The sequence below is a fragment of the Streptomyces sp. NPDC096324 genome (assembly GCF_044763015.1).
In the GTDB taxonomy this organism is placed as follows: Bacteria; Actinomycetota; Actinomycetes; order Streptomycetales; family Streptomycetaceae; genus Streptomyces.
The window spans coordinates 82,910-100,485 of record NZ_JBIWFK010000016.1 but is presented as its reverse complement, the minus strand read 5'-3'; the positions used below and the strand labels follow the sequence as shown (position 1 = coordinate 100,485).

The following is a 17,576-nucleotide window of genomic DNA, read 5'->3' as shown; positions in this document are numbered from 1 at the left end:
GGTTACGCGATCACCACCTTGACGATGCCGGTGAGGGCGATCTGGGCGAGGGACAGAGGGACGAGGAGGGTCCAGGAGAGCTTCTGGAGCTGGTCCTCGCGCAGACGGGGATAGGTGACGCGGAGCCAGATGACGACGAAGGCGAGGATCGCGGCCTTCAGGAGGGTCCAGACCCAGCCGAGGCCGTCGGCGCCCCAGGGGCCGTGCCAGCCGCCCAGGAAGAGGACGGTGGTCAGACCGCACAGGACGACGATCCCGGCGTACTCGGCGAGCAGGAACAGGGCGAAACGCAGGCCCGTGTACTCGGTGTACGCGCCGAAAATGATCTCGGAGTCGGCCACGGGCATGTCGAAGGGGGGCCGTTGGAGTTCGGCGAGGCCGGCGACGAAGAACACGATCGCGCCGACGATCTGCCAGGGCAGCCACCACCACTGGAAGGCGTCGACGATGCCGGGGAGCGAGACCGTGCCCGCCGCCATCGCGACCGAGGCCGCGGTCAGGAGCATCGGGAGCTCGTACGCGAGGAGCTGGGCGGCGGTGCGCAGGCCGCCGAGAAGGGAGAACTTGTTGGCCGACGCCCAGCCCGCCATGAGCGAGCCGAGGACGCCCACGCCCATGACGGCGAGGACGAAGAAGATTCCCGCGTCGACGACCTCGCCGACCGCGCCCTCGCCCGGGCCGATCGGGATGGCGAGGAGGACCAGGAGGTACGGGAGCAGGGCCACCGCGGGGGCGAGCTGGAAGATACGCCGGTCCGCGCCCGTGGGGACGATGTCCTCCTTCTGCGCGAACTTCACGCCGTCCGCGACGAGCTGGGCCCAGCCGTGGAAGCCGCCCGCGTACATCGGGCCGAGGCGGCCCTGCATGTGGGCCATCACCTTGTGCTCGGTCTGGCCGACGATCAGGGGGAACGTCAGGAACACGACGAAGACGACGAGGAGGCGTAGGGCGACGTCGAGAGCGTCGTTCACCGCGTACCTCCGGAGGGGTCTTCGGGGCTGGGGTTTTCGGGGCTGGGGTCGGGGTTCGATCCCGGGGCGGGCGTCGCCCCCGAGTCGGCGGAATCCGACCCGGAATCCGCGTCGGGCTGCTCGGACGCCGTCCCAGGTTCGGACACCGGCTGCGCCGCGGGCTCGGGTTCGGCCTGCGGCGGGGACTCCGGTTCGGGCGCCGGTTCGGAGGTCGGTTCGGGCTTCGCCTCGGAGGTCGGGGCGGGCTCGGCCTGGTCCTGTGCCTCGGGCTCGGGCGTCGCTTCGGGCTCGGGCTTCGCCTTCGGCTGGTGCTCCGGCCGGTCCGGTTCTGGTTCCGTGTCGTCGAACGCGGGCTTCGGCTGGTGCCAGGGAGCGTCGGAGCTGCGCGGGGCGGCAGGCCTTCTGGCGGGCCTCGCCGCCGAGTCGGGCTCGGCTGCCCCTGAGGCGCCCGCCGGAGCGGCCGTTTCGGACGCCGGCTCCGTGGCAGCCGCGGTTCCCGTCGGCGCGGTCGCCGGTTCCGACGGAGAGGCGGCTCCCGCCGCCGGCGACGGCTCGTTCCCGGTCGGCGTCTGCGAGGCAGCCGACGGCTCGGAGGTGGGCGTCGAGGCCGGAGACGGCGGCTGCTCGGTTCGCTGGCTGGCTGAGCCCTGGCTCGCGCTGCGCGATCGGCGTGCGGGGCGCGCGGCCTCGGCACCGGCACCGGAGGCGGCACCCGCGGCGGCGGACGCGCCGTCCGATCCCGCGGCACCCGCGACCGGGGTCTCCGCGGCCGGACCTGTGGCCGGAGTCGCCGTGGTGGCAGGGGCGGCCGGTGTCTGGCCGGCCGAGCCCTCCGCCGCCGTGCGGGTCCTGCGGACCGGGCGGTCGCCGGCGGGGCGGGCGGCGCCGCGGGCCGGGCGGGACGGGGCCGGGGGGAGCTGGCCCTTGAGAGGGCCCCACTCGTTGGGGTCGGGCACGCCGGGCGGCAGCATCTGACGGCGCTTGGGGCCGCCGTGCTCGGACTCGCCGGGCTCCTTCGCGCCGGGCCAGGCCTTGGCGACGCGGGCGGCCAGGACGAAGTCCTTGCGGAGGGGGTGTCCTTCGAAGCCCTCCGGGAGCAGCAGGGGGTCGAGGCCGGGGTGCCCCTCGAACGTCACGCCGAACATCTCGTGCGTCTCGCGCTCGTGCCAGGCGGCACCCGCGTAGACGGAGACCGCCGACGGGAGCGCCGGGGCGGTGTGCGGGACGGTCGTACGGACGAGGAGGCGGTGCAGCGGGGACAGGGCGACGACGTGGGCCGAGACGCGGAAGCCCGTGCCGGGTTCGTCGACGGCGCTCAGCCAGTCGAAGTAGGTGCAGCCGAGGGTGTCACGGGCCGTCTCCAGGGCCGTGATCCAGGAGGCCGGCGGCACGTCGACCGTCAGGACCTCGTACGACTCCTCGGCCGTGGCGTCGGGGCCGAAGAGTTCCTCGGCGGGGCCGGGAAGCCAGCCGACGGTCATCGGTCCTCCTCACCGGGGGCGGCCGGATCCGCGTCCGGGACGGTCGTCACGGACGGGGTCGGTGGCTTCACCAGGCCGCTCTGGAGCGCGGCGGCGGAGGGGCGCGCGGCGTCGGATCCGTAGCGCTCCCCCAGCGATTCCCGGGCGATCTTCTCCTGGAGCTTGAGGATGCCCTGGAGCAGTGCCTCGGGGCGGGGCGGGCACCCGGGGACGTAGACGTCGACGGGGATGATCTGGTCGACGCCCTTGGTGACGGAGTAGGAGTCCCAGTACGGGCCGCCGCAGTTGGAGCAGGCGCCGAAGGAGATGACGTACTTCGGCTCGGGCATCTGCTCGTACAGGCGCTTGACGGCGGGCGCCATCTTGTCCGTGACCGTGCCCGACACGACCATCAGGTCGGCCTGGCGGGGGCCCGGCGCGAACGGGATCACGCCGAGGCGGATGAAGTCGTGGCGGGCCATCGACGCGGCGATGAACTCGATCGCGCAGCAGGCGAGGCCGAAGTTGAAGACCCAGAGCGAGTAGCGGCGGCCCCAGTTCAGGACCACCTTCATGGGCTCGGGGGCGAGGCGGGCGAGCGCGCCGAGCCGCTTCGGCTCGGGCAGCGACACCGGGGCCGGCGCGGGCTGCTCCGGGGCGGACGGGGTCACGTCCATGTCAGGACGCCCTTCTTGTATGCGTACAGCAGGCCCACGGCCAGGAAGCCGAGGAAGATGAACATCTCGACGAGCGTCGCGGCACCGTAGCCGGGAGCGGCGAAGACCGTGGCCCAGGGGAAGAGGAAGATCGAGTCGACGGCGAAGATGACGTAGAGGAAGGCGTACACGTAGTAGCGGACCTGGGTGTGGGCCCAGCCCTCGCCGACGGGGTCGACGCCGCACTCGTACGTCAGGAGTTTCTCGGGGGTCGGTACGACGGGCCGCAGCAGGCGGCCCGCTCCGAAGGCGACGGCGACGAACAGCACGCCGACGACGGCGAGCAGCCCGACGACCGAGTAGGACTGGAAGTAGTCCGCCGCGACGACGGCCCCGGTCGCCGTGACAACGGTCGGTTCCGGCACGTCAGCCCCTCACTCCCTGACCTCGTTGCGCCCCGTCGTGCGCCGTCGCGCACTCTGTGATGCGCCATGTTCGACGATCTGTACGGACGGGAGTCTAGGGCCTGCTAAAGAGAGCGTAAGCAGCCCGTCACGCCTCGACCATCCCTCGGCCGCCGCTGACGTGTTCACGTCTCACGGTGTGAACACGTTCCTCCTGGGGGTGGGGTTATCCCCAGTGCATCGCGGCAGCCCACCTCATGGCGCGGCGGCGCGCCGCCGGGCAGGCTAGCGGATATGACCGAACGCATCACACCAGCCGATCCGTCGGACGCGCCGTCCGACGGCGACCGGCCGCCCGCCGTACGTCTCGCGCTGGACCCGGGGACCTGGCGGGAGATCTCCCATCTCCTGGTGAACCTGCCGGCCTCGATCATCGGGTTCGTGTACGTGGTGACGATGCTCGCCACGGGCGCGGGGCTCGCCGTGACCGTCGTCGGACTGCCGCTGCTCGCGGCCGGACTGCGGGGTTCGCGGCAACTGGGCAAGCTGGAGCGGGCGCGGGCGCGGCGGCTGCTGGGGCTGCGGATCGACGAGCCGAGCCCGTTGCCGGTGCGCCGGACCGGCTTCTTCGGCTGGCTGTGGTCGAGCCTGAAGGACCCGGTGGGCTGGCGGGCGGTGCTGTACGACTTGATACGGCTGCCCTGGGGCATCGCCACCTTCACGGTGACGCTGGTGTCGCTTTTCGTGCTGTGGCCGGTGCTGCCGTTCATCGCGCGCGGGCTGACGAACGTGGACCGGGCGATGGTGCGCGGCCTGCTGTCGCCCTCCGACGAGTTGGAGCGGCGCATCGCCGAACTGGAGTCGGACCGCGGGGTGGTGGTCGACACGGCCGCCGCCGATCTGCGCCGTATCGAGCGCGATCTGCACGACGGGGCGCAGGCCCGGCTCGTCAACCTGGCGATGGGGCTCGGCCTGGCGAAGGAGAAGCTCCTGGAGGACCCCGACGCCGCGGCGTCGATGGTGGACGAGGCGCACGGCGAGGTGAAGCTCGCCCTTCAGGAACTGCGTGATCTGGCCCGTGGCATCCATCCGGCGGTCCTCACCGACCGGGGTCTGGACGCCGCCCTGTCCGCGATCGCCTCGCGGTGCACCGTGCCCGTGAAGGTGAGCACCGAACTGGAGACGCGGCCGGCCGCCGCCATCGAGGGCATCGCGTACTTCACGGTCTCCGAGCTGCTCCAGAACGTCAGCAAGCACAGTGGGGCGAGGTCCGCGTCGGTGGACGTCTGGCGGACGGACGACCGTCTGCTCATCCAGGTCCGGGACGACGGCCGCGGCGGGGCCGGTGTCGACGGCGGTACGGGCATGGCGGGGCTCGCGGACCGGCTCGGCGCGGTGGACGGGCTGTTCGTCGTCGATTCGCCGGTGGGCGGCCCGACGGTCATCACGGCCGAACTGCCATGGCGGGACCGCCAGAACGAGCCCGTCCGGTAACCACCGGAACGAGCCCGTCCGGCAATCATCGGAACGAGCTTGTCCGGTGACCACCGGAACGAGCCCGTCGGGTGACCGTCCGGACGAGCCGAGGGTTCACTCGATGGAGATCTTCGGCAGGCGGGATCGCCGGGGTAGGGAAAACCCCCCGTTCAAGACGCCGATCCGCCGCATGTCCCATGGGCCTCCCGAGCGGCACGCTGGAAGAAGAGGAAGCAGCCGGCTCGCGGAGCAGGCCGAGGCGCAGGACGAGACGAGAGAACGGACGGACCGATGGCCACGGAGTACGGACACGGATACGGGCACCGCGGCGGGTCCCGGTCCGACGAGGCGGGCGCCGCCGGGGCACGGCACCGTCTTCCGGCCCCGCTGCGGGCGCCGTTCGAGGCCCGCACGTGGCGTGAGTTCGGCTATGTGCTGCTGGGCCTGCCGCTCGGGATCCTCATGTTCACGTTCACCGTGACGATGGTCTCGCTCGGCGCGGGTCTGCTGATCACCTTCCTGGGCGTTCCGGTGCTCGCCGCCGCGCTGGCCGGCTGCCGCGGCCTCGGCTCGCTGGAGCGGGCGCGGGCGCGCGGGCTGCTCGGCGTCGAGGTGGCCGAGCCCGAGCCGCTGCGGATGAAGAAGCACGGGGCGATGGCGTGGATGGGCGCCGTGCTCAAGAGCGGCACGTCGTGGCGGCACCTGCTGTACGCGGTGGTGCAGTTCCCGTGGTCGGTGTTCTCGTTCGTCGTCGCGGTGAACTTCTGGGTGTACGGCTGGGCGCTGCTGACGTATCCGCTGTGGTTCTGGGTCTTCCCGATGTACGGCGGTCAGGACGGGCTCCAGTTGTACGGCGACAGCACGCACTCGATCTATCTGGACAACCCGTTCGAGATCACGGTGACCGCGCTGGTGGGCGCGCTCTTCACGATGGCCACGCCGTGGATCGTGCGGGCGCTGACGACCGTGGACCGGGTGATGGTGCGCGGACTGCTCGGCCCCTCGCGGCTGGCCACGCGCGTGGTGGAGCTGGAGTCCGACCGCGGTGTCGTGGTCGACACGGCCGCTGCCGATCTGCGCCGCATCGAGCGCGATCTGCACGACGGGGCGCAGGCCCGGCTCGTCGCCCTGGCGATGGACCTGGGGCTCGCCAAGGAGAAGCTGACCGAGGACCCGGAAGCCGCGGCGCGGATGGTGGACGAGGCGCACGGCGAGGTCAAGACGGCGTTGCAGGAGCTGCGGGATCTCGCACGCGGGATCCATCCGGCGGTGCTGACCGACCGCGGGCTCGACGCCGCGCTCTCCGCGGTGGCCTCGCGGTGCACGGTGCCGGTGCGGGTGGAAGTGGATCTGGCAGCGCGGCCGGCACCCGCGATCGAGGGGATCGCCTACTTCACCGTCTCCGAGCTGCTCCAGAACATCAGCAAGCACGCGCGGGCGACGCGGGCGACCGTGGACGTGTGGCGGGTGGAGAACCGGCTGATGATCCAGGTCGGCGACGACGGGGTCGGCGGGGCCGACGTCAACGAGGGGTCGGGCCTGGCCGGGCTCACGGAACGGCTCGACGCGGTGGACGGGATCCTGGTGGTGGACTCGCCGCCGGCCGGTCCCACCCGGGTCACGGCGGAGCTGCCCTGGCGGGGCTGAGACTCCTCAGGCAGGCGCGCGGGGGCCCCGGTGCACTCCACCGGGGCCCCCGCGCGCCGCGGGGTCGGCGAAACACCGTGTACCCCACCGGGGTACGGCGTGATGCGTGTACCCCACCGGGGTAGCGGTCGCCCCTCTTATCGTCGCCCGGGCGCATCCGGGTCCGAATGCTGGAATGCTGGGGTCTGTCGTACGAGCGGGCACGAACCCGGCTGGAGCCGGGGGCGGCCGGGGGCGGGCTCTGGGGGGCCGAGTAATCGTGGAGGACAGGGTGCGGGTCGTCATCGCCGAGGATTCAGTGCTGCTCAGGGAGGGCCTGACCCGGTTGCTGACCGACCGCGGGCATGATGTCGTGGCAGGGGTCGGTGACGGCGACGCGCTGATCAAGACCATCACCGAGTTCGCGGCGCAGGACGCGCTGCCGGACGTCGTCGTCGCGGACGTACGGATGCCGCCGACGCACACCGACGAAGGCGTGCGGGCGGCCGTGCAGCTCCGCAAGGCGCATCCGGGACTCGGTGTGCTCGTACTGTCACAGTACGTGGAGGAGCGGTACGCCACCGAACTGCTGGCCGGTTCGAGCCGTGGCGTCGGCTATCTGCTCAAGGACCGGGTCGCCGAGGTGCGCGAGTTCGTGGACGCGGTGGTGCGGGTGGCCCAGGGAGGTACCGCGCTCGACCCGGAGGTCGTGGCGCAACTGCTGGGCCGCAGTCGCAAGCAGGACGTGCTGGCCGGACTGACGCCGAGGGAACGCGAGGTGCTCGGGCTCATGGCCGAGGGCCGGACGAACTCCGCCGTCGCCCGCCAGCTCGTGGTCAGCGACGGCGCCGTCGAGAAGCACGTCAGCAATATCTTCCAGAAGCTCGGCTTGTCACAAAGTGACGGGGATCATCGGCGTGTTCTGGCCGTCCTCACATACCTGAACTCATGACGACCTGACAGTCTGTCAGTTGTCGAGCGGAACCAAAGGGCGAGCGGGGAACGTCATTCGAGGAAGGGGCCAGGGGCGGGAAAAATCGTGACACATCAGCATGTCAGGGCGTCTCATAACGGCGTCCATCATGCGAATGGCCTAAGGAAGGCGACCCTTACCGACGTAGGGTTGAAAAAGGAAGGGTCTGCGGGAAGGCCACTCCCGGACAGCCGCCTCAAAGGAGGTCCAGTTCAGTGACGAGCAAGGTCAGCAGCCCAACGGAACAGGCCGACGAAGCCGTCGTAGGAGAACAGCGCAAACCGCCGGGGACGAAGGACGTCCGCCGGCTCGACCGGGTCATCATCCGGTTCGCGGGGGACTCCGGTGACGGTATGCAACTCACCGGCGATCGCTTCACCTCGGAGACTGCCTCCTTCGGCAACGACCTCTCGACCCTGCCGAACTTCCCCGCCGAGATCCGCGCGCCCGCAGGCACACTGCCGGGCGTTTCGTCGTTTCAACTGCATTTCGCCGACCACGACATCCTCACGCCGGGCGACGCGCCCAATGTCCTCGTGGCCATGAACCCGGCGGCCCTGAAGGCGAACATCGCCGACGTGCCGCGCGGAGCCGAGATCATCGTCAACACGGACGAGTTCACCAAACGGGCGATGCAGAAGGTCGGCTACGCGACCAGCCCGCTGGAGGACGGCTCGCTGGACGGCTACAACGTCCACCCCGTCCCGCTCACGACGATGACCGTCGAGGCGCTGAAGGACTTCGAGCTCTCCCGCAAGGAGGCCGAGCGCTCCAAGAACATGTTCGCGCTGGGTCTGTTGTCGTGGATGTACCACCGGCCGACCGAGGGCACCGAGAAGTTCCTGCGGACGAAGTTCGCCAAGAAGCCCGACATCGCGGCCGCCAACCTCGCCGCGTTCCGGGCCGGCTGGAACTTCGGCGAGACGACCGAGGACTTCGCGGTCTCCTACGAGGTCGCGCCGGCGTCGAAGGCCTTCCCGACCGGCACCTACCGGAACATCTCCGGGAACCTCGCCCTGTCGTACGGCCTGGTCGCCGCCTCCCAGCAGGCCGATCTGCCGCTGTACCTGGGCTCCTATCCCATCACCCCGGCCTCCGACATCCTCCATGAGCTGAGCAAGCACAAGAACTTCGGAGTACGCACCTTCCAGGCCGAGGACGAGATCGCGGGCATCGGCGCGGCGCTGGGCGCGGCGTTCGGCGGCTCGCTCGCCGTGACGACGACATCCGGTCCCGGTGTGGCGCTGAAGTCGGAGACGATCGGACTCGCCGTCTCCCTCGAACTGCCCCTGCTCGTCATCGACATCCAGCGCGGCGGCCCCTCGACCGGCCTGCCGACCAAGACCGAGCAGGCCGACCTGCTCCAGGCGATGTACGGGCGCAACGGCGAGGCCCCGGTGCCGATCGTCGCGCCGCGGACGCCGGCCGACTGCTTCGACGCGGCGATGGAGGCGGCCCGGATCGCGCTGACGTACCGGACGCCCGTCCTGTTGCTGTCGGACGGCTATCTGGCCAACGGCTCCGAGCCGTGGCGCATCCCGGAGACCGACGAACTCCCGGACCTGCGCGTGCAGTTCGCCCAGGGACCGAACCACACGCTGGACGACGGCACCGAGGTCTTCTGGCCGTACAAGCGCGACCCCGGAACCCTCGCCCGCCCCTGGGCCGTCCCCGGGACTCCCGGACTCGAACACCGTATCGGCGGCATCGAGAAGCAGGACGGCAGGGGCAACATCTCGTACGACCCCGCCAACCACGACTTCATGGTCCGCACCCGGCAGGCCAAGATCGACGGCATCGACGTCCCGGACCTCGAGGTCGACGACCCCACCGCGGGCACCGACACGGCGGCCACCACCCTTGTCCTGGGCTGGGGTTCGACGTACGGGCCGATCACCGCGGCGGTCCGCCGGCTGCGTACCGCCGGGGAGCACATCGCGCAGGCGCATCTGCGCCACCTCAATCCCTTCCCGCGGAATCTGGGCGCGGTGCTCGGGCGTTACGACAAGGTGGTGATCCCCGAGATGAACCTCGGCCAGCTCGCCACCCTCGTGCGGGCCAGGTATCTGGTGGACGCGCACTCGTACAACCAGGTCAACGGCATGCCCTTCAAGGCTGAGCAGCTCGCCACAGCTCTCAAGGAGGCCATCGATGGCTGACACGTCAACGGAAGGCCCGGGCACGATCGAGGCGCTTTCCCTGGTCCCCAAGGCCGACGCCAGGCAGTCCATGAAGGACTTCAAGTCCGATCAGGAAGTGCGCTGGTGCCCCGGCTGCGGTGACTACGCGATCCTCGCCGCCGTCCAGGGCTTCATGCCCGAACTCGGCCTGGCGAAGGAGAACATCGTCTTCGTCTCGGGCATCGGCTGCTCGTCCCGCTTCCCGTACTACATGAACACCTACGGGATGCACTCCATCCACGGCCGCGCGCCCGCCATCGCGACCGGCCTCGCCTCCTCGCGCCGCGACCTGTCCGTATGGGTGGTCACCGGCGACGGCGACGCCCTGTCCATCGGCGGCAACCACCTGATCCACGCCCTGCGCCGCAACGTGAACCTGAAGATCCTCCTCTTCAACAACCGGATCTACGGGCTCACCAAGGGCCAGTACTCCCCGACCTCCGAGGTCGGCAAGATCACCAAGTCGACGCCGATGGGCTCCCTGGACGCCCCCTTCAACCCGGTGTCGCTGGCGATCGGCGCGGAGGCCTCCTTCGTGGCCCGCACCGTCGACTCCGACCGCAAGCACCTCACCGACGTGCTGCGCCAGGCCGCCGCCCACCCCGGCACCGCGCTGGTGGAGATCTACCAGAACTGCAACATCTTCAACGACGGCGCTTTCGAGGTCCTCAAGGACAGACAGTCCGCGGAGGAGGCGGTGATCCGCCTGGAGCACGGCCGGCCCATCCGCTTCGGCGCCGACGGCTCCCGCGGCGTGGTCCGCGACCCGCGCACCGGTGACCTCCAGGTCGTCACCGTGACCCCGGAGAACGAGGCCGACGTCCTGGTCCACGACGCGCACACCACGTCGCCGACCACCGCGTTCGCGCTGTCCCGGCTCGCCGACCCCGACACCCTGCACCACACCCCCATCGGGGTGTTCCGCTCGGTCGACCGGCCGGTCTACGACACCCAGATGGCCGACCAGCTCGACGCCGCCATCGAGCAGAACGGCAAGGGCGACCTCGCCGCGCTCCTCGCCGGCGGCGACACCTGGACGGTCGTCGGCTGAACCCTTCCGCGGGCGGTTCCGCCGAACCCGTCCGCAGGCGGTTCTACGAGGCCCGGGGCCCGCGTCCCCGGGCCTCGTCGTACGCGCCGCGGGCCCGCTCGACGTCGGCCATGCGCTCACTGGTCCACAGTGCCAGCGACCGCACCTGCTCGGCGGCCTCGCGGCCCAGGTCGGTCAGGGAGTAGTCGACGCGCGGCGGGATGACCGGCTTGGCGTCGCGGTGGACGAGCCCGTCGCGCTCCAGGGTCTGGAGGGTCTGGGTGAGCATCTTCTCGCTGACGCCCTTCCCGACCCTGCCGATCGCCCGGCGCAGCTCGCTGAAGCGGTACGAACGCTCCAGGAGCTCGATCAGGACGAGGACGCCCCAGCGGCTGGTGACGTGTTCCAGGACCAGGCGGTAGGGGCACATCGCCTCGTCGGCGTCGTACCCGTCCGCTGCCTTCACGCTGCTTACGGCCATGCCAACACCTTACTCACAGGTGGGTACCTTACCCAGAGGTGGGCACCTTACTTCAAGGTGGGTACTTTCCAACAGTTAGTGCAGCTCCTAGGGTGAGTGACATCCGCACCCCACAAGGAGATGTACGCCATGAGCATCGTCGTCACCGGAGCCACCGGACACCTCGGCCGTCACGTGGTCGAGCAGTTGCTGGAGAAGCTCCCCGCCGAGGAGATCACCGCCGTCGTGCGGGACGAGTCCAAGGCCGCCGACCTCGCGGCCCGCGGTGTGCGGCTCGCGGTCGCCGACTACAACACCCCCGAGACCTTCGACGGCCTGTTCGCGGCCGGTGACAAGGTGCTGCTGATCTCGGGCAACGAGTTCGACAAGGGCCGTGTCGGGCAGCACCGGGTCGTCATCGACGCGGCCGCGGCCGCCGGAGTGTCGTTGCTCGCCTACACCAGCGCCCCCGGCAGCCTGACGGCCGCGCTGGCCGACGACCACCGCGCCACCGAGGACGTCCTGCTCGCCTCCGGAGCGCCCTACACGCTGCTGCGCAACGGCTGGTACCACGAGAACTACACCGAGAACCTCGCCCCGGTGCTCGCGCACGACGCCGTCGTCCAGGCCGCCGGCGAGGGCCGGATCGCCTCCGCCGCGCGCGCCGACTACGCGGCCGCCGCGGTCGCGGTGCTGACCGGCGAGGGGCACGAGAACAAGACCTACGAGCTGAGCGGCGACGAGGCGTGGGGCTTCGCCGAGTACGCCGCCGAGCTGAGCCGGCAGACCGGCAAGGAGATCGTCTACAACTCCGTCTCCCCCGAGGCCTTCACCTCGATCCTGACCGGCGCCGGGCTGCCCGAGGTCTTCGCCGGGATCCTCGCGGGCGTCGACGTCTCCATCGAGAAGGGCGAGCTCGCCGTCACCTCCGGCGACCTGTCCCGGCTCACGGGCGGCCCGACCACGCCGATCGCCGAGGCGGTGGCGGCGGCACTGAAGGGCTGAGCCGAGGGGACGGGCGCTGGGCGAGAGCCGGGTGCCCGAGGGGCGGGCGGGCGCTGGGCGGCCTTTTGGGGCTTCGGACCTCGCGGGTGCCGGGTGCCCGTCCCGCGGACCTCGCCTGTCATGACCGTATGGCGATACGGGCATGACAGGCGAGGGTCCGCGGCGCTACCTTCTTTCATGCTGCACGGAAGCTCCCCGACCGCACGGGAGCTCCGGGGCACGGGACGCGACAGACGTCCGAGACCGTGGGAGAAGGAGACGCCGGTGGCCGGGAAGTCGAGAGGTGAGCAGCGCATAGGTCTGCTGAACGGCTTCGCGGCATACGGGATGTGGGGGCTCGTCCCCCTCTTCTGGCCGCTGCTGAAGCCCGCCGGAGCCGTCGAGATCCTCGCCCACCGGATGGTGTGGTCCCTCGGGGTGGTCGGGGTCCTGCTGCTGGTGATGCGCCGCTGGGCCTGGGCGGGCGAGCTGCTGCGGCAGCCGCGCAAGCTCGCGCTGATCACGGTCGCGGCGGCGGTCATCACCGTCAACTGGGGCGTCTACATCTGGGCGGTCAACTCCGGGCACGTGGTCGAGGCCTCGCTCGGCTACTTCATCAACCCCCTGGTCACCATCGCGATGGGCGTGCTGCTCCTCAAGGAACGGCTGCGGCCGGTGCAGTGGACCGCCGTGGGTGTCGGCGCCGCGGCCGTCCTCGTCCTGACGATCGGCTACGGCCGCCCGCCGTGGATCTCCCTCTGCCTCGCCTTCTCTTTCGCCACGTACGGCTTGGTGAAGAAGAAGGTCAACCTCGGCGGCCTGGAGTCGCTCGCCGCCGAGACCGCGATCCAGTTCCTGCCGGCGCTCGCCTATCTGGTGTGGCTGGGCTCGCGGGGCGACGCGACGTTCGCCGCGCAGGGGGCGGGGCACGGTGCGCTGCTCGCGGCGACCGGTGTGGTCACCGCGATCCCCCTGATCTGTTTCGGCGCCGCCGCGATCCGCGTGCCGCTGTCCACCCTGGGCCTGCTCCAGTACATGGCGCCCGTGTTCCAGTTCCTGCTCGGCATCTTCTACTTCCACGAGGCCATGCCGGCCGAGCGGTGGGCCGGGTTCGCGCTGGTGTGGCTCGCCCTGTCGCTCCTGACGTTCGACGCGCTGCGGAACGCGCGGCGGGGGGCGCGGGCGCTGCGGGAATCGGCCCTCGCGACGGAGGTCACGGGACCGTCCGCCGAGGTCACCGCCGTCGCCGCCGTCGCCGCGGGTACCGCGACGGAGGCCGCGGGGGTCGCCGCCGGTGCCGTCGGCTCCGCCGGTGGGACGGGTTCACGCGGCACCTCGTGAGGAACGGTCGGTCGCGCCGGGGGTGAGCCGGAGGGACTTTCCCCGTACGAGGTGAGGGCGGGCCCGGCTCGTAGGGAGTGAGGGTGCGCCCGGCTCGTACGACATGCCGGCGGGCGGGGCTCGTACGGAGTGAGGGCAGGCCTGGCTCGTACGACATGCCGGCGGGCGGGGCTCGTACGGCATGAGGGCGGGCCGGTGGCTGACCTTGCCAGTCCGGCGGCTGACCTTGGCCGTCCGGCGAGTGACCTTGCCCGTGTGGCCCGGCAGCCACTATGAGTGGGTTCATGACGCCGAATCCCGCACCCGCACCCGTCCACTGGAAGCTCGTCATCGACGCCGCCGATCCGCACGCGCAGGCCGACTTCTGGTCCGCCGCGCTCAATTACACGGTCGAGGACAACAGCGCCCTCATCGAGCAGTTGCTGAGCCTCGGTGCCCTGCCGGCCGACGCCACCGTCGACTTCCACGGCCGCCCGGCCTTCCGGGACCTCATCGCCGTACGGCATCCCGAGGACCCGTACGACGAGGAACGCGGCACCGGCCTCGGGCGGCGCCTGCTCTTCCAGCGGGTGCCCGAGCCCAAGACGCAGAAGAACCGGCTCCACCTCGACCTGCACCCCGGCGAGGGACTGCGCGCCGACGAGGTCGAGCGTCTGACGTCGCTGGGCGCCGACGTGCTGCGCGAGGTGAAGGAACCCGCGGGCGAGTGGGTCGTGATGACGGACCCCGAGGGGAACGAGTTCTGCGTCCACTGAGTTCGGCCGCCGGGCGGGCCAGGCGCCGGGCGGGCCAGGACACCCGCCCCCGGCCCGCCCCACTCCTCACTCGCCGTGTGCTCGGGGCGTCCGGGCGTACGGGTTGTCCGCCGCGAGGCGGGCGCGCTCCGCGAGGCGGATCATGCGGGTGCGGGCCGATTCGAGTTGTTCGAGGTCGTCGGCGGCGGGACCGTCGTCGGCCGCGAGCTCGGTCCACAGTCCGATCAGGTCCCGCCCGAGGTGCAGTCCCTGGAGGGGGTCGCGGACGGCGCGCCACGCCGCCGCCGCGCTCTGGACGTTGCCGTAGGCACCGCCCGCGTCCCGGTGGCGCCGGCGGACCCTCGCGAGATCCAGCGACAGATGGAACGACCTGAGCGCGTCACCGGCCAGGTAGGCGATGTACGCGGTCAGCTCGCGCAGCTTCAGTACCTCGGGGTGTTCCTGGCCCAGCGACCGCGCCGCCTCCGCGACGGCCTGCTCGGCCATCCCCGCGGCGGCCTCGATACGGCCCATCTTCACGGCCTCGTTGATCCGCGCGACGGGCTCGGCGAGGAACGCCGCCGCGGCGTCCTGTTCCGGAGCCGGCCCCTGAGGGCTCGGGGCGAGCACCGCCTCGGCCACGGCGTCGAAGCCGCGGGCGGGAGTGGGCTTGGGATCCGGTTCCGGGTCCGGGCCCAGCAGCGCCAGTGCCTCCGCCGCGGAGGCGCGCTTCCGCTCCGGGGCGGCCGCCTTGGGCTCGGGGGCGCGCTCCGGCTCCGGAGCGGAACCGGTCACCGGGGCCGGGCCGACCTCCCCCGTCGGCGCGGGCACCTCGGCGGCCGCCGACTCCGGCACCGCCCGCAGAACACGCGTCGACGCGGCCCCGGGCAACGGCCTCGGTTCCGTTACCGCCCGCAGGACGAAGGTGGACGGCGTGGGAGTACCGGGCACGCCGGACTCGGCCGCGCGCACCGGGCCGGGGCCCGCGGCGGGAGCGACATCGCCCCCGCCCGCCGGACCGGCCCCCGCACCGGCGCCCCTGCCGGAATCCACAGGGTCGGGAGCGGGCACCGGGGGCGCCTGCGGCAAGGACTGCGGCTGCGGCTGCGGCTGCGGCTGCGGAACGAACTCGGCGGTCACCGCCGGCTCCGACCTGCGCACCGGCGCGGGCCGCGACTCCGGAGCGAGCTCCGGGCGGGCCTGCGGCTCGGGCACCGGCTGCCGCACGAACTCCGCCGTCACCGCCGGCTCCGACCTGCGCACCGGCACAGGCTGAGACTCCGGAGCGAACGCCGGGCGGGCCTGCGGCTCGGGCACGGACCCCGACTCCGGAGCAAACCCCGGGCCGGCCTGCGGCTCGGGCACCGGCTGCCGCACGAACTCCGCCGTCACCGCCGGCTCCGACCTGCGCACCGGCACAGGCCGCGACTCCGGCACGAACCCCGCGCCGACCTGCGGCTCGGGCACGGGCGGTGCCGTGGGCGGGTACGCCAGGGCGGGCGCGGGCGCCGCCTCGGGCGTCGTCGCCGGGGTCGGCGGTGTCCCGCTCTCCGATCCCGGGATCGGTCGAACGTCCGGTTCCGGCACCGCACGCAGAACGTACGTCGCCTTGTCCCGGCGCGGAGCGGCCGGCGCCTCGGTGGGCACCGGAGCGGACGGAATCGGCGGAGCCGGCACCTCCGGACGCCGCGGAGCCGGAGGCTGCGGCACTCCCTGGACCGGCGCTTGCGGAACATCGCCGGCCGGATGCGCCGGGCGCTCGGGGGCCGGGGCCTGCCGGCGCTCCTCGTCTCCGAAGCGCGGGCGCTCCTGAGCCGGCGCCTGCGGACGCTGCTCCGGAGCCTGGGGCTGCGGGGGCTGTTCCGGGGTCCGGGGCTCCGGGCGGTACTCCGGAACCGGCGACTGCGGGCGTCGTACCTGCGCCGGAGGCTGCGAGTGGCGTTCCTGAGCCGGAGCCTGGAAACGCTGCTCCGGAGCATGAGCCTGGAAACGCTGTTCCGGGGCCGGCGGCCGCGGGTGCTGTGCCTGGGCCGGGAGGTTCGGGCGCCTCTCGGGGTGGGGGTGGGCCGGGGGTGCCACGCGGACCGGCTCCGCCGTGTAGCGGCTGGAGCCGTCGACGTGGACCTGGAGCGGTACGACGAAGCCGATGCGTTCGTCGTGGATGCTGGCCAGCACCGGGTGGCCGGTGGCGAGGGCGAGGCGGTGGAGGTAGTTCAGGATCGCGCCCTGGACCGTCTCGCCGGGCGCGGCCACGACCGGCATCCCGCCGACCGTGGCACAGCCCCGCACCCCCGCCGACCCCGGCATACCCGCAGCACCTGGCACACCCGGGGCACCCGCGGCACCCGGCATACCCGCAGCGCCCGGCGCCCCGGCCGCGTCCGCGGACGCCGGCACGTGCACCTCGATCGGCGTCATCCCCGCGGTCGGCTGCCCCCCGGCACCGGCCGTCGAGCGCTGCCGCTTGAGTTCCCGCTTCTGTTCGCGGCTGAGTCGAGACATCGGTTCCCTCACGAAGGGGTGGTCGAGGACGGGTTCGAGAACATCATCGAGGCCGAGGGCGACATCGACGTCGAGGGCGAGGCCGCGGGCTCGGAAGGTGAAGGCAGGGGAGGCGGATCGGCCGCTTCCACGGTCGTCACCTCGGCGACGCGCCAGGGACGGCCGCCACCCGCCCGGGTGAGCTTGAGGTAGACGTTCGCGCGCGGGCCCGTACCCGTCCAGCCGTCGCGGCCCCGGGCCGTGCCCTCCACGTAGAGGGCGCGGTAGGCCAGGACGGCCGTGTCGGCGGGACCGTCGGCGTCGTCGTCCGGGGTCACCTTCACCGTGGTCCAGGCCCGGTGGCCGGCCCAGGTGTTCCACTCGGCACCCGCCCCACTGGCCGGGTGGTACGACCGCTCCGCCGCGGCCTTGGCCGGGGTGAACCAGCGGGCGGAGCGCAGTATGGCGTCGTGGGGACCGTAGTCGTACTTCGTGTCATAGCCGTACGCCACCTCCGCCCACGCCTCCGATACTTCCGTCGCGTCCGTCCCGTCGACACCCGACGGGCTCGGCACGTGTGCGTCCGTGCCCAGCGGCCTGCCCGGCGGGAGCGACGCCTTCGGTGCCACGGAAGGCACCGAGGAGGGCGACGAACCCGGCACACCCACGTCTTCACGATGGTCCCGCAGGCCACAGCCCGTCAACGCCAGGATCCCGGCCACGGACACGACCGTCAGCGCGGCGACGTTCCCGCGCGTCCCGGTGCGGACCGCTGTACCCGTCCGTGTCGTCCTCATCCT

15 protein-coding genes are annotated in these 17,576 nt (G+C 72.0%); 8 read left to right on the top strand and 7 right to left on the bottom strand.

What is annotated here, in order from left to right:
* Positions 1-2: 2 nt before the first annotated feature.
* From ACIQ7M_RS34245 to ACIQ7M_RS34230, 4 genes are read right to left on the bottom strand one after another with little or no spacing between them, the layout of a single operon-like run.
* Positions 3-971, bottom strand: coding sequence for a complex I subunit 1 family protein (locus ACIQ7M_RS34245; protein WP_355760752.1), 969 nt, complete (start codon positions 969-971; stop codon positions 3-5).
* Positions 968-2,452 (bottom strand): NADH-quinone oxidoreductase subunit C, encoded by a 1,485-nt coding sequence (locus tag ACIQ7M_RS34240; protein WP_403651509.1) that lies wholly within the window; start codon positions 2,450-2,452, stop codon positions 968-970. The genes ACIQ7M_RS34245 and ACIQ7M_RS34240 overlap by 4 nt, the downstream gene beginning before the upstream one ends.
* Positions 2,449-3,108 carry an NADH-quinone oxidoreductase subunit B gene (locus ACIQ7M_RS34235; protein ID WP_403651507.1) on the bottom strand — a complete coding sequence of 220 codons (660 nt, stop codon included), beginning with the start codon at positions 3,106-3,108 and terminating at the stop codon, positions 2,449-2,451. The genes ACIQ7M_RS34240 and ACIQ7M_RS34235 overlap by 4 nt, the downstream gene beginning before the upstream one ends.
* Positions 3,099-3,512, bottom strand: coding sequence for an NADH-quinone oxidoreductase subunit A (locus ACIQ7M_RS34230; protein ID WP_095936005.1), 414 nt, complete (start codon positions 3,510-3,512; stop codon positions 3,099-3,101). Before ACIQ7M_RS34230 ends, ACIQ7M_RS34235 begins: the two co-directional genes overlap by 10 nt.
* A 273-nt stretch (positions 3,513-3,785) precedes the next feature.
* On the opposite strand from ACIQ7M_RS34230, the gene ACIQ7M_RS34225 reads away from it, so the two are divergent.
* The 5 genes from ACIQ7M_RS34225 to ACIQ7M_RS34205 all read left to right on the top strand — a co-directional run bounded on the left by ACIQ7M_RS34225 (position 3,786) and on the right by ACIQ7M_RS34205 (position 10,797).
* A complete protein-coding gene (locus ACIQ7M_RS34225; protein WP_355760741.1) occupies positions 3,786-4,985 on the top strand; it encodes a sensor domain-containing protein in 1,200 nt (399 codons plus the stop codon).
* Positions 4,986-5,258: 273 nt separating this feature from the next.
* Entirely contained in the window at positions 5,259-6,614 is a 1,356-nt protein-coding gene (locus ACIQ7M_RS34220) for a sensor histidine kinase (protein ID WP_403651505.1), read from the top strand.
* A gap of 271 nt (positions 6,615-6,885) precedes the next feature.
* Positions 6,886-7,545 carry a response regulator transcription factor gene (locus ACIQ7M_RS34215; protein WP_276313648.1) on the top strand — a complete coding sequence of 220 codons (660 nt, stop codon included), beginning with the start codon at positions 6,886-6,888 and terminating at the stop codon, positions 7,543-7,545.
* A 236-nt stretch (positions 7,546-7,781) separates the two neighbouring features.
* Positions 7,782-9,725, top strand: coding sequence for a 2-oxoacid:acceptor oxidoreductase subunit alpha (locus ACIQ7M_RS34210; RefSeq protein WP_403651503.1), 1,944 nt, complete (start codon positions 7,782-7,784; stop codon positions 9,723-9,725).
* Positions 9,718-10,797, top strand: a complete 1,080-nt coding sequence (locus ACIQ7M_RS34205) for a 2-oxoacid:ferredoxin oxidoreductase subunit beta (protein WP_355767130.1) — start codon at positions 9,718-9,720, stop codon at positions 10,795-10,797. The genes ACIQ7M_RS34210 and ACIQ7M_RS34205 overlap by 8 nt, the downstream gene beginning before the upstream one ends.
* 43 nt (positions 10,798-10,840) lie before the next feature.
* On the opposite strand, the gene ACIQ7M_RS34200 is transcribed toward ACIQ7M_RS34205, so the two are convergent.
* Positions 10,841-11,257 (bottom strand): helix-turn-helix domain-containing protein, encoded by a 417-nt coding sequence (locus tag ACIQ7M_RS34200; RefSeq protein ID WP_355767127.1) that lies wholly within the window; start codon positions 11,255-11,257, stop codon positions 10,841-10,843.
* Positions 11,258-11,386: 129 nt separating this feature from the next.
* On the opposite strand from ACIQ7M_RS34200, the gene ACIQ7M_RS34195 reads away from it, so the two are divergent.
* The 3 genes from ACIQ7M_RS34195 to ACIQ7M_RS34185 all read left to right on the top strand — a co-directional run bounded on the left by ACIQ7M_RS34195 (position 11,387) and on the right by ACIQ7M_RS34185 (position 14,316).
* On the top strand, positions 11,387-12,241 hold the full coding sequence (locus ACIQ7M_RS34195) for an SDR family oxidoreductase (RefSeq protein WP_403651502.1): 855 nt from the start codon (positions 11,387-11,389) through the stop codon (positions 12,239-12,241).
* Positions 12,242-12,505: 264 nt separating this feature from the next.
* Positions 12,506-13,561, top strand: coding sequence for an EamA family transporter RarD (rarD, locus tag ACIQ7M_RS34190; RefSeq protein WP_403651501.1), 1,056 nt, complete (start codon positions 12,506-12,508; stop codon positions 13,559-13,561).
* Between the two features lie 284 nt (positions 13,562-13,845).
* Positions 13,846-14,316 carry a VOC family protein gene (locus tag ACIQ7M_RS34185; RefSeq protein ID WP_403651499.1) on the top strand — a complete coding sequence of 157 codons (471 nt, stop codon included), beginning with the start codon at positions 13,846-13,848 and terminating at the stop codon, positions 14,314-14,316.
* Positions 14,317-14,382: 66 nt separating this feature from the next.
* Here the strand turns inward: ACIQ7M_RS34185 and ACIQ7M_RS34180 are convergent, their stop codons facing one another.
* Entirely contained in the window at positions 14,383-16,797 is a 2,415-nt protein-coding gene (locus ACIQ7M_RS34180; protein WP_403651497.1) for a hypothetical protein, read from the bottom strand.
* Positions 16,798-16,805: 8 nt separating this feature from the next.
* The gene (locus ACIQ7M_RS34175; protein ID WP_403651495.1) at positions 16,806-17,573 is read right to left on the bottom strand and encodes a hypothetical protein; all 768 of its coding nucleotides are present in this window, start codon (positions 17,571-17,573) and stop codon (positions 16,806-16,808) included.
* Positions 17,574-17,576 lie beyond the last annotated feature (3 nt).